General features: G+C 66.6%; 21 protein-coding genes. 12 read left to right on the top strand and 9 right to left on the bottom strand.

From position 1 onward, the window contains the following. Positions 1–111: 111 nt before the first annotated feature. The 4 genes from secB to V8J55_RS04325 all read left to right on the top strand — a co-directional run bounded on the left by secB (position 112) and on the right by V8J55_RS04325 (position 4,119). Entirely contained in the window at positions 112–630 is a 519-nt protein-coding gene (gene secB / locus V8J55_RS04310) for a protein-export chaperone SecB (protein WP_058538698.1), read from the top strand. Between the two features lie 24 nt (positions 631–654). Then, the gene (gene murJ / locus V8J55_RS04315) at positions 655–2,247 is read left to right on the top strand and encodes a murein biosynthesis integral membrane protein MurJ (RefSeq protein ID WP_336444497.1); all 1,593 of its coding nucleotides are present in this window, start codon (positions 655–657) and stop codon (positions 2,245–2,247) included. A gap of 3 nt (positions 2,248–2,250) precedes the next feature. Beyond that, the gene (gene trpS, locus V8J55_RS04320) at positions 2,251–3,249 is read left to right on the top strand and encodes a tryptophan--tRNA ligase (protein WP_336444498.1); all 999 of its coding nucleotides are present in this window, start codon (positions 2,251–2,253) and stop codon (positions 3,247–3,249) included. Positions 3,250–3,420: 171 nt separating this feature from the next. Then, entirely contained in the window at positions 3,421–4,119 is a 699-nt protein-coding gene (locus V8J55_RS04325; RefSeq protein WP_336444499.1) for a DUF4136 domain-containing protein, read from the top strand. 290 nt (positions 4,120–4,409) lie between these two features. On the opposite strand, the gene dnaA is transcribed toward V8J55_RS04325, so the two are convergent. The 3 genes from dnaA to mutM form a co-directional block, all read right to left on the bottom strand. Further along, complete coding sequence (dnaA, locus tag V8J55_RS04330; protein WP_336444500.1) at positions 4,410–5,774, bottom strand: chromosomal replication initiator protein DnaA; 1,365 nt, start codon at positions 5,772–5,774, stop codon at positions 4,410–4,412. 502 nt (positions 5,775–6,276) lie between these two features. Then, positions 6,277–6,540 carry a 30S ribosomal protein S20 gene (gene rpsT, locus V8J55_RS04335; protein ID WP_037514171.1) on the bottom strand — a complete coding sequence of 88 codons (264 nt, stop codon included), beginning with the start codon at positions 6,538–6,540 and terminating at the stop codon, positions 6,277–6,279. 187 nt (positions 6,541–6,727) lie between these two features. Beyond that, positions 6,728–7,537, bottom strand: a complete 810-nt coding sequence (mutM, locus tag V8J55_RS04340; RefSeq protein WP_336445705.1) for a bifunctional DNA-formamidopyrimidine glycosylase/DNA-(apurinic or apyrimidinic site) lyase — start codon at positions 7,535–7,537, stop codon at positions 6,728–6,730. A 93-nt stretch (positions 7,538–7,630) separates the two neighbouring features. Here mutM and V8J55_RS04345 point away from each other — a divergent pair, with 93 nt between their 5' ends. From V8J55_RS04345 to V8J55_RS04380, 8 genes are all read left to right on the top strand, one after another. After that, positions 7,631–8,368: a class I SAM-dependent methyltransferase gene (locus V8J55_RS04345; protein ID WP_037514173.1), complete on the top strand. Its 738-nt coding sequence runs from the start codon at positions 7,631–7,633 to the stop codon at positions 8,366–8,368. A 48-nt stretch (positions 8,369–8,416) separates the two neighbouring features. Further along, the gene (ubiB, locus tag V8J55_RS04350) at positions 8,417–9,961 is read left to right on the top strand and encodes a 2-polyprenylphenol 6-hydroxylase (RefSeq protein WP_336444501.1); all 1,545 of its coding nucleotides are present in this window, start codon (positions 8,417–8,419) and stop codon (positions 9,959–9,961) included. 109 nt (positions 9,962–10,070) lie between these two features. Continuing rightward, positions 10,071–11,195, top strand: coding sequence for a glycosyltransferase family 2 protein (locus tag V8J55_RS04355; RefSeq protein WP_336444502.1), 1,125 nt, complete (start codon positions 10,071–10,073; stop codon positions 11,193–11,195). After that, positions 11,195–12,307, top strand: a complete 1,113-nt coding sequence (locus V8J55_RS04360; RefSeq protein ID WP_336444503.1) for a hypothetical protein — start codon at positions 11,195–11,197, stop codon at positions 12,305–12,307. The genes V8J55_RS04355 and V8J55_RS04360 overlap by 1 nt, the downstream gene beginning before the upstream one ends. Before the next feature lie 97 nt (positions 12,308–12,404). Next, positions 12,405–13,772 carry a bifunctional phosphopantothenoylcysteine decarboxylase/phosphopantothenate synthase gene (locus V8J55_RS04365; RefSeq protein WP_336444504.1) on the top strand — a complete coding sequence of 456 codons (1,368 nt, stop codon included), beginning with the start codon at positions 12,405–12,407 and terminating at the stop codon, positions 13,770–13,772. After that, positions 13,735–14,271, top strand: coding sequence for a dUTP diphosphatase (gene dut / locus V8J55_RS04370; RefSeq protein WP_336444505.1), 537 nt, complete (start codon positions 13,735–13,737; stop codon positions 14,269–14,271). The genes V8J55_RS04365 and dut overlap by 38 nt, the downstream gene beginning before the upstream one ends. A 3-nt stretch (positions 14,272–14,274) precedes the next feature. After that, the gene (locus V8J55_RS04375) at positions 14,275–15,024 is read left to right on the top strand and encodes a HesA/MoeB/ThiF family protein (protein WP_336444506.1); all 750 of its coding nucleotides are present in this window, start codon (positions 14,275–14,277) and stop codon (positions 15,022–15,024) included. Further along, the gene (locus tag V8J55_RS04380) at positions 15,003–15,377 is read left to right on the top strand and encodes a DsrE family protein (RefSeq protein ID WP_336444507.1); all 375 of its coding nucleotides are present in this window, start codon (positions 15,003–15,005) and stop codon (positions 15,375–15,377) included. Before V8J55_RS04375 ends, V8J55_RS04380 begins: the two co-directional genes overlap by 22 nt. A gap of 3 nt (positions 15,378–15,380) precedes the next feature. Here V8J55_RS04380 and V8J55_RS04385 read toward each other — a convergent pair whose 3' ends face one another. The 6 genes from V8J55_RS04385 to V8J55_RS04410 form a co-directional block, all read right to left on the bottom strand. Further along, a complete protein-coding gene (locus V8J55_RS04385; protein WP_336444508.1) occupies positions 15,381–16,100 on the bottom strand; it encodes a class I SAM-dependent methyltransferase in 720 nt (239 codons plus the stop codon). After that, positions 16,100–17,227: a peptide chain release factor 2 gene (prfB, locus tag V8J55_RS04390; RefSeq protein ID WP_037514181.1), complete on the bottom strand. Its 1,128-nt coding sequence runs from the start codon at positions 17,225–17,227 to the stop codon at positions 16,100–16,102. The genes V8J55_RS04385 and prfB overlap by 1 nt, the downstream gene beginning before the upstream one ends. 72 nt (positions 17,228–17,299) lie before the next feature. Further along, positions 17,300–19,819, bottom strand: coding sequence for a penicillin-binding protein 1A (locus V8J55_RS04395; protein ID WP_336444509.1), 2,520 nt, complete (start codon positions 19,817–19,819; stop codon positions 17,300–17,302). A 62-nt stretch (positions 19,820–19,881) separates the two neighbouring features. Further along, complete coding sequence (locus V8J55_RS04400; protein WP_336444510.1) at positions 19,882–20,505, bottom strand: TetR/AcrR family transcriptional regulator; 624 nt, start codon at positions 20,503–20,505, stop codon at positions 19,882–19,884. Beyond that, positions 20,502–21,647: a DSD1 family PLP-dependent enzyme gene (locus V8J55_RS04405; protein ID WP_336444511.1), complete on the bottom strand. Its 1,146-nt coding sequence runs from the start codon at positions 21,645–21,647 to the stop codon at positions 20,502–20,504. Before V8J55_RS04405 ends, V8J55_RS04400 begins: the two co-directional genes overlap by 4 nt. Next, on the bottom strand, positions 21,644–22,897 hold the full coding sequence (locus V8J55_RS04410) for a D-arabinono-1,4-lactone oxidase (RefSeq protein WP_336444512.1): 1,254 nt from the start codon (positions 22,895–22,897) through the stop codon (positions 21,644–21,646). The genes V8J55_RS04405 and V8J55_RS04410 overlap by 4 nt, the downstream gene beginning before the upstream one ends. Positions 22,898–23,008: the final 111 nt, after the last annotated feature.

Below are 23,008 nucleotides of genomic sequence, written 5' to 3' on the forward strand. Positions count from 1 at the left end.
TGTGCTCGCCGCCGGGCGCTGCTAAGCGCCGCGGCAACCGTCCGCCGTGGTTCCGACACGGTCCGCGGATGCCGATATTGTTTCCATCTTTTCAGTGAAAGCTTCTTCATCATGGCTGACGAGACCAGCGCCGACATCAACAATCCCGCCCTGCAGCCCAATGGCGAGGACACGAGCCCGGCGATCGGCCTGATTTCGCAATATGTGAAGGATCTGTCGTTCGAAAATCCGAACGCCCCCGCGGTTTATCAGTGGCAGGACGCGCCGCAGGTCGATGTGCAGTTCAACATCGCCGCCGACAGCGTCGGCGACAATCTGTACGAAGTGACGCTGAAGATCGACGTGACGTCGAAGACCGATGCGGGCACCAGCTTCGTGATCGACCTGAAATATGCGGGCCTGTTCGGCGTCCGCAACGTCCCCGACGACCAGCTCCAGCCCTTCTTCCTCGCCGAAGCGCCGCGTATCCTCTTCCCCTTCGCACGCCGCGTCGTTGCCGATGCCGTCCGCGACGGCGGCTTCCCGCCGCTGCTGCTCGAACCGATCGATTTCCACGGCCTGTTCATGCAGCAGGTCCAGCAGGTCGAAGCCGAGCAGGCGGGCGACGTCGCGCCGGTCGGCCAGGCTTAACCCCCATTCGGGCGGGCTGACGGGTTGAGCAGCCTCATCAAAAATGTCGGGACGATCGGCGGGCTGACGATGGTCAGCCGGATCTTCGGTTTCGCCCGCGACATGCTGCTCGCCCGCGTGCTGGGCGCCGGCCTCGCCGCCGACGCCTTCCAGCTCGCCTTCACGCTCCCCAACACCTTTCGCCGCCTGTTCGCCGAGGGCGCCTTCTCGGTCGCCTTCGTCCCGACATACAGCCGCGCGCTGCATGGCGACGGCGGCGAAGCGGCGGCGGCGAAGTTCGCCGACGACGTGCTCTCGGTCTTCCTCTGGATATTGCTCGCCTTCTCGGCCGTGATGATGATCGCAATGCCGGGCATCGTGTGGCTGCTCGCGCGCGATTTCCAGGAGGTGCCGGGCAAGTTCGAATTCGCGGTATTCCTGAGCCGCGTGACCTTCCCCTATCTCGCGCTGGTCAGCCTCGTCGCGATGCTGTCGGGGCTGCTCAATGCGCGCTCGCGCTTCGCGCCGGGCGCCTTTGCGCCGGTGCTGCTCAATATCGTGCTGATCGGCGGCATCATCACCGGATGGTGGCTGCGCGGGCCGGGAGGCGACGACCGGATCGTTGCCGAAGCGCTATGCGTCGCGGTGAGCATCGCGGGCGTCGTCCAGCTCGCCTATATGTGGTGGGCGGTGCGCCGCGCCGGGCTGAAGCTGCACTGGCACCTGCCCCGGCTCACGCCCGAGGTGAAAAAGCTCGGCATGCTGATCCTGCCCGCGACCTTCGGCGCGGGGATTTATCAGATCAGCCAGTTCGTCGACACCTTCTTCGCGACCTCGCTGGCGCAGGGCTCGCTCACGCTGCTGAAGCTCGCCGACCGGCTCAACCAGCTGCCGCTCGGCATCGTCGGCATCGCGCTCGGCACCGCGATCCTGCCGATGCTGTCGCGCCATATCCATTCGGGCGACGCCGCCGAGGCGCAGCGATTGCAGGGCAACGCGTTCGAGATCGCAACGCTGCTGACGCTCCCCGCCGCCGCCGCGCTCGCGATCTGCGCCCCCGCCTTCGTCACCGCCTTTTTCGTCGGCGGCCGCTTCACCGATGCCGACGGCGCGATCATGGCGCAAATCGTCGCGGCGCTCGTCGCGGGGCTTCCCGCCTATGTCATCGTCAAGATATTGAACCCGGGCTTCTTCGCGCGCGAGGATATGCGCACCCCGGTGTGGACCGCGCTCGCGGCGCTGATCGTCAACATCGCGATCAACCTCTATGTCGTCGAGCGCTACGGGATCGTCGGGCTCGCGGGCGCGACCGCGGCGTCGGCGTCGCTCAACTGCATCCTGCTCTACGCGGTGCTCCATCGTCGCGGCTGGTTCCATTTCACCGCGAAACTCGCGGGGCGCATCGCGCGCCAGTTGATCGCGGTCGCCGCGATGTCGGCGCTGCTGTGGTGGATGATGCCGATGATGGAGCCTTATTATGGCGGCGGTGTATTCGAGCGTATCTGGTCGCTTGCCGCGCTTTGCGCGGCGGGCGGCGCGGTGTTTTTCGTCGTCGCCTTCCTCGTCGGCGCGCTTGACAAGGATCTGGTCGCCATGCTGACGCGTCGGCGCGGCAAACCTGCCGAAATTCAGGAGTAAGACATGCGGACGCTATCGGGCATCCAGCCCACCGGAAATTTGCACCTCGGCAATTATCTGGGCGCGATCCGCAACTGGGTGCGGATGCAGGACGAGATGCCGGGCGAGAAGCTCTATTTCCTCGCCGACCTGCACGCGATCACCGTCTATAACGACCCCGCCGAGCTGACCGCGAACACGCGCGAAATGGCGGCGGCGCTGCTGGCGGCGGGGATCGACCCCGCGAAATCGATCCTGTTCAACCAGGCGCGCGTTCCCGCGCACGCCGAGCTCGCCTGGCTGCTGTTTTGCACCGCGCGCATCGGCTGGCTGAACCGGATGACGCAGTTCAAGGAAAAATCGGGCAAGAATCGCGAGGGCGCGAGCGTCGGCCTGTTCGCCTATCCGGTGCTGCAGGCGGCCGACGTGCTGATCTATCAGACGACGCATGTGCCGGTTGGTGACGACCAGAAACAGCATCTCGAGCTGGCGCGCGACATCGCGGCCAAGTTCAACCTCGACACGGGGACCGAAACCTTCACCCTGCCCGAGCCGACAATCCCCGCCGCCGCGGCACGGATTATGAGCCTGCGCGACGGGTCGGCGAAAATGTCGAAATCGGACCCGAGCGATGCGAGCCGCATCAACCTGATCGACGATGCCGACACGATCATGGCGAAGATTCGCAAGGCGAAGACCGACGCCGAACCGCTGCCGTCCGAGGCCGCGGGGCTCGAAGGGCGCGCGGAAGCACGCAATCTGGTCGCGATCTATGCCGCGATGGCCGACGAGAGCATCGATCAGGTGCTCGCGCGTTTTGCCGGGCAAGGCTTCGGCGCGTTCAAGCCCGCGCTCGGCGAGCTGCTCGTCGAAACGCTGCGCCCGATCGCGACGCGGCTGAACGAACTCAAGTCCGACCCGGCGGCGATCGACGCGGCGCTCGAGGCCGGTGCGGCGCGCGCATCGGCGCTCGCCAAGCCGACGCTCGACGCCGCTTATGCCGCGCTGGGGCTCTGCCGCTGACAGCGCGCTGTTTCGCGGGCGAAATTTCTTGTTTTTGCGGCGCGCGTCCCCATATCGGGACATGGAACCGCCATGCGATGAAACGAGTTCAACCAAGGTTAAGTCGTATCGGCATAGTCTATGGTACGAGAGCGCGGCTATATGCGCTTCCCGAATTACGGAGCCAAGACGATGAGCAAGATGAATCTTAGGCGGCTGGGCCTGGCCGCGATGACCGGCGCGGCGTTGGCACTCGCCGGCTGCGCGACGCCGTTCAAGGCCGATGTCGCGCGCTTCCAGTCGCAGCTTCCCGCACCGCAGGGCCAGAGCTTCGTCGTCGAAGCAAGCAACCCCGCGCTGCAGGGCGGTATCGAGTTCGGCCATTATGCCAATCTGGTCGCCGGCGAACTGACGCGCTACGGCTATCGCCCCGCGGCGAACGGCGAACGCGCCGATCTGGTCGTGCGCATGGATTATGGCGTCGACAAGGGGCGTGAGCGTGTCGTGTCGAGCCCCGGCTTCGGCGACCCCTGGTACGGCGGGTACGGCGGCTATTATGGCCGCGGCTTCTATCGCCCGGTGATCGTCAGCGGCCGTGGCGGGCGGCGCTATGTCTATGGCTATCGCGACCCCTTCCTGTGGGGCGGCTTCGGCCCGGGCTGGGGCTATAACGACGTGTCGAGCTACACCGTCTACACCAGCGGCCTGAATCTCCAGATCAATCGCGCCGCCGACGGATCGCGCCTGTTCGAAGGCCATGCCGAGGCGCAGTCGCGCGACAATAATCTGCAGGCGATCGTCCCGAACCTCGTCGAGGCGATGTTCACCGGCTTCCCCGGCAATTCGGGCGAGCGCGTGCGGATCACGGTGGCGCCGCCCGAAAAGGGCTGAACCGCCTTCCGAGCCAAAGCAAAAGGCCCGCCCTCCGAAAGGAAGGCGGGCTTTTTGATTCCAGGGGAGAGTAATGCCGGCTTTCGACCGGTAGACGCCCTATCAATCATCGTCACCCCGGACTTGATCCGGGGCCCGCCTTCTTGAAGGAAAAGGCGGGTCCCGGGTCAAGCCCGGGATGACGGAAGTGGATGAGTGAAGGGCAGCTCTCCACCCCGAACCAGACCGCCAAACAGCGGCCCGCAACAATGTGCATAGCCCCGGGGATAACCCCGGTATAAGCCTGTGGATCAGCTGTTGAGACTTCGCCGGATCGCGGCGATCTCGGCGTCGAGTTCGCTGTCGGCGACGCGCAGCGCCTCGACCGTGCGCACCGCGTGGATCACCGTACTATGGTCGCGCCCGCCGAAACGGCGCCCGATTTCGGGATAGGAGCGCGGGGTGAGTTCCTTCGCGAGATACATCGCGACCTGACGCGGGCGGGCAACCGCGCGGACGCGGCGCTTCGACGACATTTCGGACTTGTCGAGCCGGTAGTGCGCGCACACCGCGCGCTGGATCTCGTCGATCGTGATGCGCGGGCGCGCGGTGCGGACATTTTCGGCCAGCCGGTCCTCGGCAAGCGCGAGGTCGACCGTCGTCCCGGTGAGCGCGGCATAGGCGAGCAGCTTGTTGAGCGCGCCTTCGAGTTCGCGGATGTTGCGCGTGAAATGCTTGACCAGATAGGCGACGACATTGTCGGGCACGTCGACCATCGGCATCGCGGTCAGCCGCTGGCGGATGATGCGTTCGCGCAGATCGTCCTCGGGCGCCTCGATGTCGGCGACGAGCCCGCCCGACAGGCGCGAGAGCAGCCGTGCCTCGACCCCGTCGAGCATCGCCGGCGGACGGTCGGCGGTGACGACGAGGCGTTTGCCCGCAGTCATCAGGTCGTCGATCGTGTGGAGCAATTCTTCCTGCGTCGAATTCTTGCCGATCACGAATTGCAGATCGTCGAGCAGCAGCAGGTCGGCGGCGCGCAGCCGCGCCTTGAACGCCATCATGTCGCCGCCGCGCATCGCGCCGACGAACTCGAGCATGAATTTTTCCGCCGACATCAGGATGATATTCGCGGTCGGGTGCGCGGCGGCATAATCCTGCGCCATCGCCTGAAGGAGGTGCGTCTTGCCCTGCCCGGTGCCCGAGCAGAGATAGAGCGGGTTGAACTGCGGCGTCTCGACCATCGCCATGCGGCGCGCGGCGTTGGCGGCAAGGATGTTGCTGCGCGCGACGACGAAGCGGTCGAACGACAGGCGCGGGTCGAAGCCCAGCAGCGCGGGATTGGCGGCGGGCGCCGGCGCCGGCGTGTCGAAGCTCGGCAGCGGCGAGGCGGCGAGCGCCGTCGCGCGATCGTCCGCCGCGGCACCGCCGCGCACCGTGACGCCGCGCACCGCGGGCAGCTGCTGCCGCCAGGCGAGTTCGAGCCGGTCGCCAAAGCGTTCGTTGATCCAGTTCGCCGAAAAGCGGCTGACGGTTTCGAGCGTCACCACGCCCGAGAGCGTGCAATAGTCGGCAAAGCGCACGGGCTTCAGCCAATGGTCGAAGGTACGCACGCCCAGGTCGCGGCGCAGCCCTTCGGCGACGCGCGGCCAGAGCGTTGCGGCATCACCGCTCATTGCTCCGCCCTTTGCGTCATGCCCATGCCGATTGATGCTTTCTATCACGCCGTGCCGCCCCCTCAGGTCCCCGCGCGTCGCACGATCGGGCGGCCGGCCACGCGCCGATTCGTCGCCTGCGCAGGGCGCAGGCATACTATCCGGGGCAGATAGCCCGAGAAGATGCGAATCATGTCGATGTGGCGGCCACCGGCGAAGGCCGACGACGCACCCTGTCTAGTCAGCCCGCGCCGAGTCGATCAAGGTCTGGCCGTGTAAAAATACTGAAATAAAAATCTTGACTCACTAGGGGGGCCGGAATCGCGCCAGAACGTCAATTTATGACTATTTTTCAATGGTTTAAATATGACATTCTAGTGACCAAACAACGAATCGCCGTAAATCCGTCACTTACCGCGCTGCAACACTATTGCCATCGCGCTGTCACAATATCCGACGCAAAAAAGGACCCGCGGGCATGAAGCCAGCGGGTCCTTTTTGTTCCCTTTCGGGACAAAGCGAATCAGGCGATCGCGTTCACGCTCTTGGTCAGGCGCGAGAACTTGCGCGCCACGGTGTTCTTGTGGAGCACACCCTTGGCAACGCCGCGCGCCATTTCGGGCTGCGCCGCTTTCAGTGCGGTCGCAGCCGCGTCCTTGTCACCGGCGGCGACGGCGTTCTCGACCTTCTTCACCAGCGTGCGGATGCGCGAAACGCGATTCTTGTTCACGACGGTGCGCGCGGTGTTGCGGCGGATGCGCTTTTTTGCCTGCGGCGTATTGGCCATAAATTCCTCGGTTTCCAAACGGTCTAAGTCAGTCGGAGCGCAGCGTCACCGGAGCAGCCGAATCGCGCAAACAGGCGAATCAATGTCCGGATACGGCCGGTTCCGGTAACCCGGACCCTGCTCGAAGGGTGCGCGCATAGCCAGCTTGACCCTTTTGGTCAATGCCTATTGCGGGAAAGCGCACGCATTAGCGCTGACATTTGGGGCAAAAGAAGGTCGAACGGCCCGACTGGACGATCCGCGCGATCGTCCCGCCGCATTCGCACGCCTCGCCCTCGCGCCCATAGACGCGCCAGTCCTTCGCGAAATAGCCGAGATCGCCTTCAGGACTGAGAAAATCACGCAAGGTCGAGCCGCCGGCCGCGATCGCGGCGATCAGCACCTCCTTGATCGCGGGCACGAGGGTCGCGAGCCTCGCCTTCGATACGTCGGTGGCAGGTTTCGTCGGCGCGATGCGCGCCATGTTGAGCGCTTCGCACACATAGATATTACCGAGTCCCGCGACGAGCGTCTGGTCGAGCAGCATCGCCTTGATCGGCGCGCGCCGTCCCGCGAGCGCCTTCGCGAGATAGGCAGCGTCGAAAGCGTCAGACAAGGGCTCGGGACCGAGCGTGACGAAGGCGGGGAACAAGGTCAGCGGATCGCCGCTGACGAGGTCCACCGATCCGAAACGCCGCGGATCGTGGAGGAACAATCGGTGCCCCGCGGTTTCGAGCAGCAAATGATCGTGCTTGCCCGCCTCGCCGCCCTCGGTCCGCCAGCGCCCCGACATGCCGAGGTGGAAGATCATATGGTCGTCGCGTTCGGTCGAGATGACGCCATATTTGGCGCGGCGCGAGAGGGTGGTGACGGTCGCGCCGGTCAGGCGCTGCGCGAGGTCGGCGGGAAAGGGACGGCGGAGGTCGGGGCGAAAGGTGGTGACCGCGGTCAGTCTTTGCCCTTCGAGGAAAGGCGCAAGGCCGCGAACGGTGGTTTCGACTTCGGGTAGCTCTGGCATATCGCGCATCGGGCTACGCGCCATTTGCGCGGGCGGCAAGGCCCCGCTAAAGGCCGTTCGACTTTACCTCTCCCCCGCAAAGGCGCGTAATCCATGGCCACTCCCGACACCGTCAGCTTCGGCTATGAGCAGGTCCCCGCGGGCGAGAAGACCGCGATGGTCGGCGAAGTGTTCAGCCGCGTCGCGCGCAAGTACGACATTATGAACGACGCGATGTCGGGCGGCATGCACCGGCTGTGGAAAGACCGCTTCGTGCGCCGCGTGAAGCCGCGCGAGGGCGAGACGATCCTCGACATGGCGGGCGGCACCGGCGACATCGCCTTTCGCATGGAGCGTTTCGGCGCGAGCATCACCGTCGCCGACATCAACCCCGACATGCTCGGCGTCGGCGTCGAGCGCGCCGCCGAACGCGGCATCGACACACTGGTGTGGTCCGAACAGAATGCCGAGAAGCTGTCGTTCCCCGATCAGTTTTTCGACGCCTATACGATCGCCTTCGGCATCCGCAACGTCACAGACATCCCCGCGGCGCTGCAGGAAGCGCATCGCGTGCTGCGCTATGGCGGCCGTTTCTTCTGCCTCGAATTTTCGACCAACGAATGGCCGGGCTTCGCGCAGGCCTATGACGCTTACTCGCATCACCTCGTCCCCAAACTCGGCAAGCTGATCGCCGACGACGAGGACAGCTATCGTTATCTGATCGAATCGATCCGCCGCTTCCCGCCGATGCCGAAATTTGCGCAGATGATCCGCGAAGCCGGCTTCACCGCGGTGAAGGTCGAACCGATCCTCGGCGGTCTCGTCGCGATCCACAGCGGGTGGAAGGCGTGAGCGCCGACGCTAGCTTCTCCCCTCCCGCAGGCGGGAGGGGGACTTCGAATGACCCGTCCAGTCATCCATATCCTGCGCTTACTGAAATGGGGCCGCATTCTCGCGCGCCACGGGGCGCTGCGCGGAATCGAAGCTGCGCCCGAAACGCCGGCGGGGGTGAAGCGCCTGTGCCGGATCGCACGACTGGGCACAATCCAGCCGAAAATCCCCGACTATGCCACCGCATTTCAGGCGATCGGCCCCGCCGCGGTGAAACTCGGCCAGACGCTCGCGACGCGCCCCGACCTCGTCGGCGAGGAAGCGGCGCGCAATTTGCTGAGCCTGCAGGACGCCCTCGCCCCGGTCGGCTTCGACCGCATCAAGCAGGAAATCGAAGCGGTCTTCGAAACGCCGCTCGAAAACCTCTACAGCGAATTCGATCCCGAGCCCGTCGGATCGGCCTCGATCGCGCAGGTCCACCGCGCGGTCACCACCGACGGCCGCAAGGTCGCGGTAAAAGTCCGCCGCCCCGGCATCGACAAGCAATTCGCGCGCGACATCGACACCTATGAATGGGCGGCGGCGCATCTCGAGGCGCTCGGCGGCGAAGCGACGCGCCTGCGCCCGCGCGAAGTGATCGCCAATTTCCGCCGCTGGACCTTGCGCGAGCTCGATCTGCGCCGCGAGGCCGCCTCGGCATCCGAGCTTGCCGACGCGATGGTTGGCGTCCCGACCTATCAGGTTCCCGCGATCGACTGGGACCGCACCGCGAGCCGCGTGATGACGCTCGACTGGATCGACGGCATCAAGATCTCGCACCGCGAGCAGCTGATCGCCGCGGGGCACGACATGGAGACATTGTCGGCGAACCTCGTCAACGCCTTCCTGCGGCAAGCCATTGCGGAAGGCTTTTTCCACGCCGACATGCACCAGGGCAATTTGTTCGTGAAGGCCGACGGGACGATCGCCGCGGTGGACTTTGGGATCATGGGGCGGATCAACCGGCAGGCGCGCTACTGGCTCGCCGAAATCCTCTATGGCCTGACCACGGGCAATTATCGCCGCGTCGCCGAGATCCATTTCGAGGCGCAATATGTGCCCGATTATCACAATGTCGAGGAGTTCGCGACGGCGCTCCGCGCGGTCGGCGAGCCGATGCGCGGCAAGCCGGTGAGCGAGCTCAGCGTCGGGCAGATGCTCGACGGGCTGTTCGCGATCACGCGCGATTTCGACATGCAGACGCAGCCGCACCTGCTGCTCCTCCAGAAAACGATGGTGATGGTCGAGGGCGTCGCGACGATGCTGAACCCCAAGATCAACATGTGGAACGTCTCGGGCCCGTTCGTCAGCGAATGGATCCGCGACGAACTCGGTCCCGAGGCCGCGCTCGCCGACGGTTTGCGCGAACAGGGCAAGACGCTGGCGCTGATCCCCGACATCATCCGCCGCCTCGACGCGCAATTGCCGAAGCCGGGCGCCGCGCCGCCCGCGCCGCCGCTGCCCGAGATTCCGCTGATGTGGGACGTGGGCGAGAAAAAGCGCTGGTGGCGCTATGCGCTCACCGCGCTCGCGGGCGCCGCGGCGGGCGCCGCGCTTCTGAACTGGTTTGGCTGATCCTCGTTCATCGGGCCGGGAAGAGCTGGTTACCGGACATTTACCTTAAATCGTTAAGCGCGGACCTCGACCAACCCCGGACGCGAAATCCGGACAGAACCGAGGTTCCATGCGCCACGACACCCTGATTGCCGACAAGATCCTGCCGGTCGATGCGCTGCCTCTCGAGGTGGCGGTCGTGGTGCCGACGCTCAACGAAGCCGCCAATGTCGAGAAACTGATCGAAAAACTCTCGGTCGTGCTCGCGGGGCGCGGCTGGGAAGTCGTCTTCGTCGACGACAATTCGCCCGACGGAACGAGCGCGCTGGTGCGCCGCATCGGCCGCGGATCGCGGCACGTGCGCATCGTCCAGCGCGTCGGCCGCCGCGGCCTGTCGTCGGCGGTGGTCGAGGGCATATTGGCGACCGCCGCGCCCGTCATCGCGGTGATGGACGGCGACCTCCAGCATAGCGAGGATGCGTTGCCGCGGCTGATCGATGCGATCGCCGGCGGCGCCGATATCGCGGTCGGCACGCGCTATGTCGCGGGCGGCGGGATCGGCGACTGGGACAAGGACCGCGCGCGGATGAGCCGTCTCGCCACGCGCGCCGGACAGATCGCGCTCGGCACCGACGTGTCCGATCCGATGAGCGGCTTTTTCGCGGTGCGCCGCGACGCGTTCGAACGCGCGCTGCCGCGCCTCTCGGCGATCGGGTTCAAGATATTGATCGACCTATTGGCGTCGAGCCCGGCGCCGCTGAAGGTCGCCGAAATCCCCTATCAATTCCGCACCCGCGAGGCCGGCGAAAGCAAGATCGGCGCGCGCGTGATCGCCGAATATGCCGAGCTGATCGCCGACAAGACGATCGGGCGCTTCGTGCCCGTGCGGTTGCTCAAATTCCTGATGGTCGGCGGGCTCGGCGTGTTCGTCCACCTCGCCGTGCTGCGCACGATCCTTGGCACCGGCAGCGCCTTTGTCACCGCGCAGACGAGCGCTGTGATGACCGCAATCGCGTTCAACTTCTTCCTCAACAACAGCTTCACCTACGCCGACCGCAAGCTCAAAGGCTGGCGGCTCGTCGGCGGCCTTGCGAGCTTCTATGCGATTTCGGCGCTCGGCGCGGTCGCCAATATCGGCATCGGCACGTGGATGGCGGGGCATGACGAGCGCTGGTGGGTCGCCGGGGTTGCGGGCGTGCTGGTCGGCGCGATCTGGAACTTCGCGATGTCGTCGGCGCTGACGTGGCGCAAATGATGGCGAGCGCGCCGGGCTGGAACCGCTTCGCCGGGGTTTCGCGCCCCGTCGCGGCGGTGGTTCTGGGTCTGCTGGCGCTGCTGATGGTCTGGGGCGCGGCGGGCGGCGTCGGCGGCGAGCATGTCGCGATCGCAAAACCCACGTCGGCGCAATTCGACGGCCTCGTCGGCGACCATGCGCTCTACGCGCGCATCGTGGCGCGGGTCGAAGCGGGCGAATCCTATTACGCCGCCGCCGCCGACGAACACCGCGCCGGCAACTATCCACTGCGCCCCTTTGTCGCCGTTCGCCTGCCGACGCTTGCCTATATCGTCGCGGCACTCGGCGAGCAGAAGGCGATGCTTCTCTTCCTCGTCATCGGCGGCGCGGCCATCCTTGCCTGGTATCGGCGGCTGCGGACCGAGCCCGGGCTCCCCCGCACCGCCGCGGTCGGCGCGCTGTTCGTCGCGGCGAACCTGACGCAACTCGCCGCGCGCGAATGGCTGTTCATTCACGAAGCCGCGGCGGGCGCGCTCCTCGCACTCGCACTCGCGCTGTATCGCCCCGCCCGCCCGTGGTGGGCCATGGCGATCGTCGCCGCCGCGCTCGCGATCCGCGAGACGATACTTCCCGTCGCGATGCTGTTCGGGCTTTTCGCGCTGATCGACCGCGACTGGCGCGCGGCGGCAGGGTGGCTGGCGATCGGGCTATGCTTCGCGGCGGGCCTCGGCGCGCATATCGCGGCGCTGGCGGCGGTCACGACCGCAGCCGACGCGGCGAGTCAGGGCTGGAACGGACAGGGCGGCTGGACCGCCTATCTGTCGTTCGTCCAAGCGTCGTCGCTGCTGCGTTTCTTCGCGGGATGGATCGGCGCGTTGCTGGTGCCGCTCGCGCTGCTCGGCTGGGCGGCATGGCGCTCGCGCCTCGGGCTTGCCGTGCTGCTAATCCAGCTCGGCTATGCGGCGCTGTTGATGCTCTTTGCGCGGCCCGCCAATTTCTATTGGGCGATGCTCATCACGCCGACATTGTTCGTCGGCCTCACCTTCGCACCCGCCGCGCTGACCGCGTTGGTGCAATCGTTGCGACGGCCGATGCGCGCGAGTCCCGCTGCCGCCATTGAGGCGTCCGCTTGAACTGAAACGCGGAAGCGCATAACTGATGCGCGAAGGAGACGGCGATGAATCAAACCCAGTCGATCGCCGCCCGTTCGGGGCAGGCCAGCCACCGCTGATGTCCTCGCCGCGCATCCTCCTGATCATCGGCGGCGGTATCGCCGCCTATAAATCGATCGAACTCGTCCGCCTGCTCCGCAAGGCGGGCTATGTCGTGCGCTGTGTCATCACGCGCGCGGGCGAGCAGTTCGTAACGCCGCTGACGCTCGCGGCGCTTAGCGAGAACAAGGTCTACACCAATCTCTTCGATCTCAAGGACGAGGTCGAGATGGGACATATCCAACTGAGCCGCGAGGCCGATCTGGTCGTTGTCGCGCCCGCGACCGCCGACCTGCTCGCGAAGATGGCGGCGGGCATTGCCGACGATCTCGCGACCACATTGCTGCTCGCGACCGACAAGCCGGTGCTCGCGGCGCCCGCGATGAATGTGCGGATGTGGCTGCACGCCGCGACGCGCCGCAACATCGCGACCTTGCGCGGCGACGGCGTGACCGTGATGGAGCCCGACGAGGGCGAGATGGCGTGCGGCGAATATGGCCCCGGGCGGCTGCCCGAACCGGAGGCCATCAAGGATGCGATCGACGCCGCGCTTTCTTCTCCCCTCCCGCTTGCGGGAGGGGTCGGGGGAGGGGCTGTCTCGTCGTCAGTCTTACCATTAGACGACGCTCGCTCGTCAGCAAACATGCCCTCCCCTAACCCCTCCCGCCAGCGGGAGGGGGACTTGAGCGGCCAGCCCGACTTCGCCGACGAAAATCACCGCCCGCTGTACGGCCGCCGCATCCTGATCACCGCCGGCCCGACGCACGAGCCGATCGACCCGGTGCGGTACATCGCCAATCGGTCGAGCGGAAAGCAAGGCTTTGCGATCGCCGCAGCCGCCGCCGAGGCGGGCGCCGAAGTGCTGCTGATCGCCGGCCCCGTCCCGCTCCCGACCCCGCCCGGCGTGATCCGCGTCGATGTCGAGACCGCGGTCGAGATGGCCGCCGAAGTGGCTGAGGGCCTGCCGGTCGATGCCGCGATCATGGTCGCCGCAGTCGCCGACTGGCGCGCCGCCGACACTGCCGCGCAAAAGATCAAGAAGGACGGCAGCGGGCAGGTTCCGCCGCTCGCACTCGCCGAAAATCCCGACATCCTCGCCGGCCTCGCCAAATCGCCCGAACGCCCGAAACTGTTGATCGGTTTTGCCGCCGAAACCAACGACGTGATCGCGCATGCCGAGGCCAAGCTCGCGCGCAAGGGATGCGACTGGATCGTCGCGAACGACGTTTCGGCCGACCCGATGGGCGGCGAAAACAACCGGGTGCATATCGTTAGCAAAACCGGCGTAGACAGCTGGGACCGGCTGCCCAAGCAGGCCGTCGCCCGCAAATTGATGGAAAAGATCGCCGATGAGCTCGAAAAACGCGCACCCCTTGAAAGAGATTGAAATCGCCATCCAGCGGCTGCCCAACGGCGGCGGCCTGCCCCTGCCCGCCTATGCCAGCGATGGCGCGGCGGGAATGGACGTCGTCGCGGCCGAGACGCTGACGCTGCGCCCCGGCGCGCGCCACGCGGTCGCGACCGGCTTCGCGATGGCGATCCCGGCCGGTTATGAGGTGCAAGTGCGCCCGCGCTCGGGCCTCGCGCTCAAACATGGCGTCACCTGCCTCAACACGCCCGGGACGATCGACAGCGACTATCGCGGCGAAGTGAAGGTGATCCTCGCGAACCTCGGCGACGAGAGCTTCGAGATCAAACGCGGCGACCGCATCGCCCAGCTCGTCCCCGCCCCCGTCCAGCGCGCGGCCTTTGCCGAAGTCGAGACGCTCGACGCTACCGCGCGCGGCGCGGGCGGCTTCGGATCGACCGGGGTCGAGAGCGATGCGGTCGACGAGACTGCGGACACGGCCGGCCTCGCTTCGCTGTCGGGCATCAAGCTGCGCTGACCGGTGCTCAGCGACGCCGAACTCGACCGCTATGCCCGCCAGATCATCCTGCCGGCCTTTGGCGGCGCGGGTCAGGCGAAGCTGAAGGGCGCGCATGTCGCGATTATCGGCGCGGGCGGCATCGGTTGTCCGGCGATCACCTATCTGGCCGCGGCGGGCGTCGGCAAGCTCTCGATCATCGACCATGACGTGATCGAGCTGTCGAACCTGCAGCGCCAGCCTTTGTTCACCGATGCCGACATCGGCGCGCGCAAGGCCGATGTCGCCGCCAGCGCGGCACGGCGGATCAACCCGCACGTCGATGCCGTCGCGGTCGCCGAACGGCTCGATGACAGCAACGCCGAGGCGCTGCTGGCGGGCGCAAGCCTGATCCTCGACGGCTGCGACAATTTCGGCACGCGGCTTGCCGTGAACCGCGCCGCCGTCGCGCTGCGCATTCCGCTACTCAGCGCCGCGATCGGCGCCTTCGAGGGGCAGGTTGCACTGTACGAGGGCTGGCGCGCGGAGTGCGCTTGCTATGCGTGCCTCGTCGGCTCCGATCCCGACCGCGAAGGTATCAACTGCGCCGAAACCGGGGTGATGGGTGCGCTCGCGGGGATGATCGGCACGATGGCGGCACTGGAGACGGTGCGCGCGCTGACCGGGCTCGGGTCGTCCTTGACCGGCCAGCTCGCGATCGTCGATATGCTGGATCGGCGCTGGCGCGAGGTCGGCGTACCGAAGGATCCGCTATGTCCGGTCTGCCGAGCCTGAACATCATCGTCGCGGTCGCCGAGGGGCGGCGGCTTTACGCCGCGCTCGAAGCGGGAATGGCGGCGGCGGCGCTGGGCCGACCGGTGCGTATCTTCCTGCAGGGCGAGGCGGCCGCGCTGCTGCGCGACCCGGTGTCCTTTTCGGGCGACGAGGCGCGCCGCGCCGCGGGCCAGCCCGACCTCGCCTGGCTCGTCGAAGAAGCGATCGCGATGGAAATCGGCCTTTTCGTCTGCCAGTCGGGCATGGCGCTCGTCGGCATCGCGGCGACTGAACTGGTGCCGCATGTTCGCGCCGCGGGACTGGTCAGCTTTCTTGCCGAGGTCGGCGCCGACGACCGGTTGATCGTCTACTGAAAACTATGGATTATCGCAGACCTTGATCGCATCGGGCTCGGGGCGCCTGCCCTCGGGCTCGAAGCGCGCGAGATAGCCGCCGGCATGCTGCTTGTCGTCGTACGAGACGAGCTTGTAGCCCACCGCCTCGAACTCGCAGACGAGCAGACGGAAGGGCGTGCCATGCTGCGCGATCGGGCGGTCGCCGTCGACGACGAGCACCTGTCCGCCCTTGCGCAGCGCCGGACGCAGCCGCCACAGGAAGGCGTAGGGCTCGCCGATCTCATGATACATATGGACCATGAAGACGCGGTCGAAACTCGCCGCGGGCAGGCGCGGATCGTCGACCGCGCCGAGTTTCAGCGAGACATTGTCGAGCCGCTCGCGCGCAACGCGATCGGCGAGCCGCTCGATCACATCGGGAATGATGTCCTGCGCGAGGACGCGGCCACCGACGCCGACGCGCTGCGCGAGCCGCACGGTATAATAGCCGTCGCCCGCGCCGATGTCGGCGACGGTCATGCCGGGGCGGACGTCGGCCGAGTTCATCACGTCCTCGGCCTCGTTGACGCGGTCGCGCGCTTCCTCAGTCGACCATTTGGTCGAGACCGTCGGCGCGACCGGCCGGTCGGCGGGCGGAAATTCCCGCGCACTCTCGGCGCGGTCGCTGCCCTCGTCCCACGGCGCGTCGCAGCCGTTCAGCAGCGGCAGGAGCGCCAGCAGGACGGCCGCCGCGCGCTTCATCAGTCGATATCTTCCACTTCGACCTTCTCGCCCGTCACCTTCTGCGACAGCGCCGCCGCCATGAAGGGGTCGAGCGCGCCGTCGAGCACGTCGGACGGCGCCGTCGAGGTCACGCCGGTGCGCAAATCCTTCACCAGCTGATAGGGCTGGAGGACATAGGAGCGGATCTGGTGGCCCCAGCCGATCTCGGTCTTCGCCTGATATTCGCCCGATGCCGCGGCTTCGCGCTTCTGGAGCTCGGCTTCGTACATGCGCGCCTTCAGCATGCCCATCGCGGTCGCGCGGTTCTTGTGCTGCGACCGGTCGTTCTGGCTGGCGACGACGATGCCCGTCGGTATGTGCGTGATGCGCACCGCCGAATCGGTCGTGTTGACGTGCTGCCCGCCCGCGCCCGAGGCGCGATAGGTGTCGATCTTGAGGTCGCCTTCGTTGATTTCGATATCGATATTGTCGTCGATCACCGGATAGACCCACACGCTCGAAAAGCTGGTGTGGCGGCGCGCCGAGCTGTCGTAGGGCGAGATGCGGACGAGGCGGTGGACGCCGCTTTCGGTCTTCGCATAGCCATAGGCGTTTTCGCCCTTCACCAGCATCGTCGCCGATTTGATGCCCGCCTGTTCGCCCGCCTGATATTCGACCAGTTCGACCTTGAGCCCGCGCTTTTCGGCCCAGCGGCTGTACATGCGCTGGAGCATTTCGGCCCAGTCCTGGCTTTCGGTGCCGCCGGCGCCCGCATGGACTTCGATATAGGCATCGTTGGCGTCGGCTTCGCCCGCGAGCAGGGCCTTGATCTTGTCCTCTTCGGCGCGCGCGGCGAGCACGCCGAGCGACGCCACGGCCTCGTCGACCATCGCCTCGTCGCCTTCCATCTCAGCCAGCTCGATCAGCTCGGCGGTGTCGGCGCATTCGGTTTCGATCGCGCGCGTCGCGGTGATCGCCTCGTCGAGACGGCGGCGTTCCCGCATGACTTCCTGCGCCGCCTTCGCGTCGTTCCACAGCGTCGGGTCCTCGACCTTCGCATTGAGTTCGTCGAGCCGGCGCACCGCGCGGTCCCAGTCGAGGAAACGCCGCAGCAGCGCCAGCGCGGCGCCAATCTTGTCGATATGATCCTGCGCTTCGGCGCGCATGTCCTTGCTCCTGAAATATGTTGATCCCGCCCTTACGGCTTCAAGCGCCGCAGGGGAAGGTGGTCCAAGCCGTCAGATAATGCCGCCGCGGTCGTCGAGGAAGTCGCTGTCGGTGCGGCCGGTCGATCCCTTTTGCGACGGACCGCCGGTCGCCCGCCGCTGTGTCTTGATCGGCTTGATTTCTTCTTCGCGGATCGTCCGGCGCGGTTCGCTTTCGGGCTTGAAGGCTTCCCAGATGATCGATGCCTTCGGGTCGGTGCCCGGCCAGCTGCCATAGACGCGGCGGCCCGACTGGCGGTCGATGCGCACCATGCGCACGCCCTTCGGCGCCGAGAAGGGAATCGGCTGGCGATCGGCGAGCGCGGCGAGCGCGAAATCCTTGAAGATCGGCGCGGCATAGCTGCCGCCCTGGGCATAGCCGCCCATGCTGCGCGGCTGGTCAAAGCCGATATACATGCCCGCGATCACGTCGGGGGTGCCGCCGACGAACCACACATCGTTCGGGCCCGAGGTCGTGCCGGTCTTGCCGAACAGCGGCACGTCGAGGTCGCGCAGCCGCACCGCGGTGCCGCGCTGGACCACGCCTTCGAGCATATGCACGACCTGGTACGCGGTGATCGGGTCCATCAGCTGCTTGCCCGACCGGGCGAAGCGCGGCATCGGCCGGCCGTCCCAATCCTTCTTGTTGCAGCCCTCGCACGGTTTCCAGTTCGCCGGGAAGACCACCTTGCCGCGGCGGTCCTGCGCATAATCGATCACGCGCGGTTTCAGCGCGCGGCCGTGGTTGGCGAGCATCGCATAGGCATTGGTGATCTTTTCGACCGTCGTCGTTCCGGCGCCGAGCGCGGTCGACAGATAGGGTTCGTGCTTGCCGATGCCCATCGTCTGGATCGTTTCGACCACCGGCTCCATGCCGACCTGACTCGCGGTGCGCACCGTCATCAGGTTGCGCGACTGTTCGAGGCCCCAGCGCATCGTATGCTCGCCCGAGCCGCCCGCACCGCCGAAGTTGCGGAAGCATTTGTTGCCGAGGCTGGCGCCCTGATAGACACAAAAAGGCCCGTCGACGATCATCGTCGCGGGGGTCATGCCATTGTCGAGCGCCGCGGCGTAAACGAACGGCTTGATCGTCGAGCCCGGCTGGCGTTCGGCCTGCGTCGCGCGGTTGAACGGCGAGAGGCGGACGTCGAAGCCGCCCTGCATCGCGTAGATGCGGCCCGAATGCGGGCTTTCGACGACCATGCCGCCCGACACTTCGGGGATATTACGAAGCGCGTAGCTGCTGCCGCCGGTCGATTTGACAACAATCAGCTGGCCGGGGCGCATTGCGGAGAAAGCGCTGCCGCCGGTCTTGCGATAGCCCATCGTCGCGGCGCTCGCGGGCAGCGTGCCGGTGTCGCCGTTGGAAAAGCCGATCCGCGCCGCGCCCGCCGACTTCGAGAGCACCGCGGCGACGCGCCAATTGTCGTAATCGATGCCGATGAAGCTCGACGCGAGACGGCTCTGCCACTGGTCGTCGGCCTCGATCGTCGCGATCGGTCCCGACCAGCCCTTGCCCGCGTCGTAGCGCTGGAGCCCCTTGCGGAGCGCCATCGTCGCGCCCGTCTGCATCTTGCCGTCAAAGGGCGTGCGCACCCAGAGGCCGCCGGCATAGACGCTGAGCCGGCCATCCTCGGCGGTTTCACCGAACTGGGCGATCAGCTGGCGCCGCACCTCTTCCATATAATAGCCGCCGACCTGCGCGACCGCGGTGTTGCCCGTGTTGGTCAGGCCGAGCGGCATCGCGCGCGCGGCATCGCGCTGCGCGGTGCTGATCCAGCCATTGTCCTGCATCGACCCGAGCACGAAATTGCGCCGCGCGAGCGCTTCGCGCTCGAAGCGCGCACGGCCGTATTTTTCGGGCGCCTTGGGCAGGATCGCGAGGAACGCCATTTCGTGCAGCTGGAGCTGGTCGACATCCTTGTCGAAATAGGCGCGGCTCGCCGCCTGCACGCCAAAGCTGCGGCGGCCGAGCGGGATTTCGTTGAGATAGAGCTCGAGGATCTGTTCCTTGGTCAGCGCATCCTCGATGCGCATCGCGAGGATCGCCTCGCGCACCTTGCGGCGATAGCTGAGCTCGTTCGTGAGCAGCAGGTTCTTCGCGACCTGCTGGGTGATCGTCGACGCGCCGATCGGGCGGCCGCTGTTCGTCAGGTTGGTGACGATCGCCGAAGCGATCCCCGGATAGTCGATGCCACCATGGCTGAAGAAGGTCTTGTCCTCGGCCGCGAGGAAGCTGCGCACGAGCAGCTGCGGATATTCGCTATATTCGAGCTGGACGCGGCGTTCGCGCGCATAGCTGTGCACCGGCTTGCCCTCGCCGTCGCGGACCATCGTCGGCAGCGGCGGTTCATAGTCGCGAAGCTGGTCGACCGACGGCAGGTCGCGCGCAAAAACCGCCCAGATCAGCGCGAGGAAGAGAACCCCCGCCAGAGCGAGATAACCGAGCCAGCGGAACCAGCGCCGCGTCCACATATCGCGGACCCATGCGATGACGGCATTGCTGTCGCGGCGCAGGCGCAAGCGGAAATTGGGCGGACTGTCAGCGGCCATATGTCCCCGCCTCTAAAGCCTGAACCGTCGAAAGGGAAGCGTGCTTGCGGCAAGGTGCGCGACTATGCCCTTCGGGTCAGGTCGAACAACGCCGAACGCAGCATCGCGGCCACTTCGGCGTGCACGGCGCCCGCCGAAACGCGGTCTTCCTCGTACAGCATTTCGTCGGCGGCAAAGCCAAGCTCGACCGCCAGCCGCAGCCGCGACCAGAGCATTTCGCGGTCGACGCCGGGAAGGTGCGGTGCACAGGCATCGGCGAGCCGGCCGGTCACGTGGCGATGCGATTCGAGCCGGACATGGACGAGGCGCGGCGTCGCGTGCAGCGCGCGCAAGATCCACACCGCCCCCGGTTCGGCGCGCGTCACCGCGGCATTTTCCGCCAGCAGATCGCCGATATGATCGGCCATGCCCCCGATCCCGCCGGGCGCATGACGTTCGAGCCAGCGTTCGAGCACATCGTTCTGGCGCTCCATCAGCCGCCGCCCGAGTGCCTCGATCACCGCATATTTGTCATCGAAATAGCGATAGAGCGCGGGCGGGGTCAGCCCGGCACGCGCGGCGATCATGTTGGTCGAAATCCGCTCGAGTCCGACTTCGGCGAGCAATTCGCCCGCGACATCGAGCAGTCGGCCTTGCGTCTGCCGCGCGCGAGCCTGCTTCGGCGGCTGGCGGGCGGCGGCGATCACCGCGCCCGGCCGCGCGCGCCGACCGGCCAGATGTCGACGAGCGTGTCGCCCGCGACAATATGATAATAATCATAGAGGTTCACCGTCGGGTCGCAGTGCGGCACGGTCAGGCTGACCGGATCGCCTGGCGCCAGCTGTGTCCCGATTTCGGGCGCGATCAGCGCCGCATGCTCGTCGCCCATGAAAGCGAAAAAGGCGGCCTCGGGCGCCCCGCGCTGCACCACCGCAACGCCGCCGTCGGTCGACAGCGACTTGTAACCGGCGTCGATCGTGACGAGCCCGCTGTGGTTGGCGCTGACGACGCGCGCGTCGACCGCCAGCGAAACCTCGAACGGCGGTTCGCCGCCATCGGCGATGTCGCAGTCGAGATATTGCTTGTCCATGAAGACATAGGAACCCGCCTGGAGTTCGGTGAAGACGCCGAGGTCGAGGTCGATGCGGTGCGTGCCGGTGCCCGATCCGGTGACAATAGCGGGCGCGAAGCCCGCATCGGTCAGCGCGGCGATGACCTCCTGCAGATAGGCGGTGCGTTCGACGATCGCGGCGCGGCGCTCGGCGTAGCTTTCGATATGCTGCTGCGACCCGCAGTAGAATTGCACGCCGCGATATTCGAGGTTGGGCGATGCGGCGATCGTCTTCGCCAAGGCCACGGCCGCTTCAGCCGACGCGACGCCGGTGCGCGCGATGCCGGGATCGATGTCGATGATGACATCGAGCTTCGCGCCCCTCGCCCCCAAAGCAGCGTCGATGCGCTCCGCGATACCCGGATGGTCGACCACCGCCATCAACCCGTCGGCGGTCACCGCGAGTTTCGCCAGCCGCTCGATCGCGGCGGGTGCAGCAACGGGCGAAGTGATGAGGATGCCGGTAACGCCGCCCCCGGCGAGTACTTCGGCCTCGCCGATTTTGGCGCAGCAGACGCCGACCGCCCCCGCCGCTTGCTGGCGCCGCGCGATATCGACGCTCTTGTGCGTTTTCGCATGCGGGCGCAGCGCGACGCCGTGCTGCGCGGTGAGCGCGGCCATCGCCGCGATATTGCGGTCGAGCGCGTCGACATCGAGGACAAGCACGGGCGTATTGAGGTCGGCGCGCGAGCCCTGCCGGCCGATCAGATGGTCGTGCAATTCACGGTCGGTCGTCATGCGAACAAAGTCTCCAGATGCGGGTTGAGGAATTTGCCGGTCGGGTCGGCGACGCGGCGCACCGCGGTATAACGTCCCGCCATCGGGTAAAGCGCCGCGACGTCGGCGCGGCTCAGCGTGTGGCGTTTGGCCCAGTGCGGCCGGCCGCCGGCGCCGCGAAAGATCGCCTCGGCTTCGGCGAACAGCGCCGCCCAGGGCATTTTCGCATATTGGTGCATCGAGATCGCGGCGACGGGCCCGGCGTTCATCGGGCTCATCCAGATATCGTCGGCGGCGACGGTGCGATATTCGAAGGGAAAAGTGACCGGCAGCCGTTTCTTGCGAATCCAGCCGACGACCTCGTCGAGCGTCTCAAGCCCGGCGGCGCGCGGCATTTCATATTCCATCTCCTCGAACCGCAGCGTCCGGTCGGAGGGAAAGATCGCGTGCGCGGGACCGCGGCGGCGGCCCGAAATGCCGCTTTTCATCATCAGCCGCTGAAGAAAGGGGGTGAGGAACGGCAGCCGCGCCGACATGTCGAGGATACGGCGAAACGTCGCCTCCTCCATGTCGGTCGTGCTCGGCGGCGGGTCGCAGGGATCGCATAGGTCGAGCGTCTTCAGGATCACATCGTCGCTGTGCGGGAAGAACCAGAATTCGATATGGCGGTGCTGCCCCGCCAGCTCGTCATAGCTTTCGCGAATCTCGGCCCAGCGCCGCTTTTCGATCCGTTCGGCGAGGTGAAAGGCGGGGACGACGGCGACCTCGATCTCGGTCGCGACGCCGAACAGGCCGAGCGACAGGCGCTGCGCCTGATAGAGGTCGGCGTTCGTCGCGCTATCGCACCAATGCGCCTCGCCATCGGCGCCGACCAGCCGGAAACCGCGTGCGAAGGTCGAAAGCGAGCCCAGATCGACGCCGGTGCCATGCGTGCCCGTCGCCATCGCGCCCGCGAGCGACTGCGGATTGACGTCGCCCTGGTTGGCGAGCGCCAGCCCCTCCTCCCACAGCGCCGCGGTCAGTCGGCGGATGCTCCAGCCCGCGGGAATGCGCGCGGTCCGGCGGTCGGCGGCGATGTGAATCGTGCCCGCCATATCGTCGAGGCTGACGATCAGCTCGCCCGATTCGCAGAGCGGCATGAAGCTGTGTCCCGCGCCGGTAACGCGCAGCCGGTTCGCGCTGCGGACGAGTGCCGCGAGCTCATCCTCGCTTTGCGGGCGCGCGACCTCGCCGCTCGCGGTGACGCTGCCCGACCAGTTGCTCCACGCCATGCCTCTCTCCCGCAGCGAACTGGCCGAAGCTGTGCGCCGCAGAAAAGTTAGTCAAGACTATATTTCATTCGTCGCGGCGACAGCTTCCGACCGACTGTTGCCGCACTCTCT

It is taken from the genome of Sphingopyxis sp. CCNWLW2, from assembly GCF_037095755.1.
Lineage (GTDB): Bacteria > Pseudomonadota > Alphaproteobacteria > Sphingomonadales > Sphingomonadaceae > Sphingopyxis.

Excerpts from the sequence above, each read along its gene's own strand:
- V8J55_RS04345 (WP_037514173.1), top strand. The coding sequence starts at position 7,631 with ATGGCCACTCCCGACACCGTCAGCTTCGGCTATGAGCAGGTCCCCGCG.
- V8J55_RS04380 (WP_336444507.1), top strand. The coding sequence starts at position 15,003 with ATGTCCGGTCTGCCGAGCCTGAACATCATCGTCGCGGTCGCCGAGGGG.
- V8J55_RS04385 (WP_336444508.1), bottom strand. The coding sequence starts at position 16,100 with ATGAAGCGCGCGGCGGCCGTCCTGCTGGCGCTCCTGCCGCTGCTGAAC.
- V8J55_RS04405 (WP_336444511.1), bottom strand. The coding sequence starts at position 21,647 with ATGACGACCGACCGTGAATTGCACGACCATCTGATCGGCCGGCAGGGC.
- dut (WP_336444505.1), top strand. The coding sequence starts at position 13,735 with ATGAGCTCGAAAAACGCGCACCCCTTGAAAGAGATTGAAATCGCCATC.
- V8J55_RS04360 (WP_336444503.1), top strand. The coding sequence starts at position 11,195 with ATGGCGAGCGCGCCGGGCTGGAACCGCTTCGCCGGGGTTTCGCGCCCC.
- mutM (WP_336445705.1), bottom strand. The coding sequence starts at position 7,537 with ATGCCAGAGCTACCCGAAGTCGAAACCACCGTTCGCGGCCTTGCGCCT.
- rpsT (WP_037514171.1), bottom strand. The coding sequence starts at position 6,540 with ATGGCCAATACGCCGCAGGCAAAAAAGCGCATCCGCCGCAACACCGCG.
- V8J55_RS04325 (WP_336444499.1), top strand. The coding sequence starts at position 3,421 with ATGAGCAAGATGAATCTTAGGCGGCTGGGCCTGGCCGCGATGACCGGC.
- dnaA (WP_336444500.1), bottom strand. The coding sequence starts at position 5,774 with ATGAGCGGTGATGCCGCAACGCTCTGGCCGCGCGTCGCCGAAGGGCTG.
- prfB (WP_037514181.1), bottom strand. The coding sequence starts at position 17,227 with ATGCGCGCCGAAGCGCAGGATCATATCGACAAGATTGGCGCCGCGCTG.
- V8J55_RS04365 (WP_336444504.1), top strand. The coding sequence starts at position 12,405 with ATGTCCTCGCCGCGCATCCTCCTGATCATCGGCGGCGGTATCGCCGCC.
- ubiB (WP_336444501.1), top strand. The coding sequence starts at position 8,417 with ATGACCCGTCCAGTCATCCATATCCTGCGCTTACTGAAATGGGGCCGC.
- V8J55_RS04355 (WP_336444502.1), top strand. The coding sequence starts at position 10,071 with ATGCGCCACGACACCCTGATTGCCGACAAGATCCTGCCGGTCGATGCG.
- trpS (WP_336444498.1), top strand. The coding sequence starts at position 2,251 with ATGCGGACGCTATCGGGCATCCAGCCCACCGGAAATTTGCACCTCGGC.
- secB (WP_058538698.1), top strand. The coding sequence starts at position 112 with ATGGCTGACGAGACCAGCGCCGACATCAACAATCCCGCCCTGCAGCCC.
- V8J55_RS04395 (WP_336444509.1), bottom strand. The coding sequence starts at position 19,819 with ATGGCCGCTGACAGTCCGCCCAATTTCCGCTTGCGCCTGCGCCGCGAC.
- V8J55_RS04410 (WP_336444512.1), bottom strand. The coding sequence starts at position 22,897 with ATGGCGTGGAGCAACTGGTCGGGCAGCGTCACCGCGAGCGGCGAGGTC.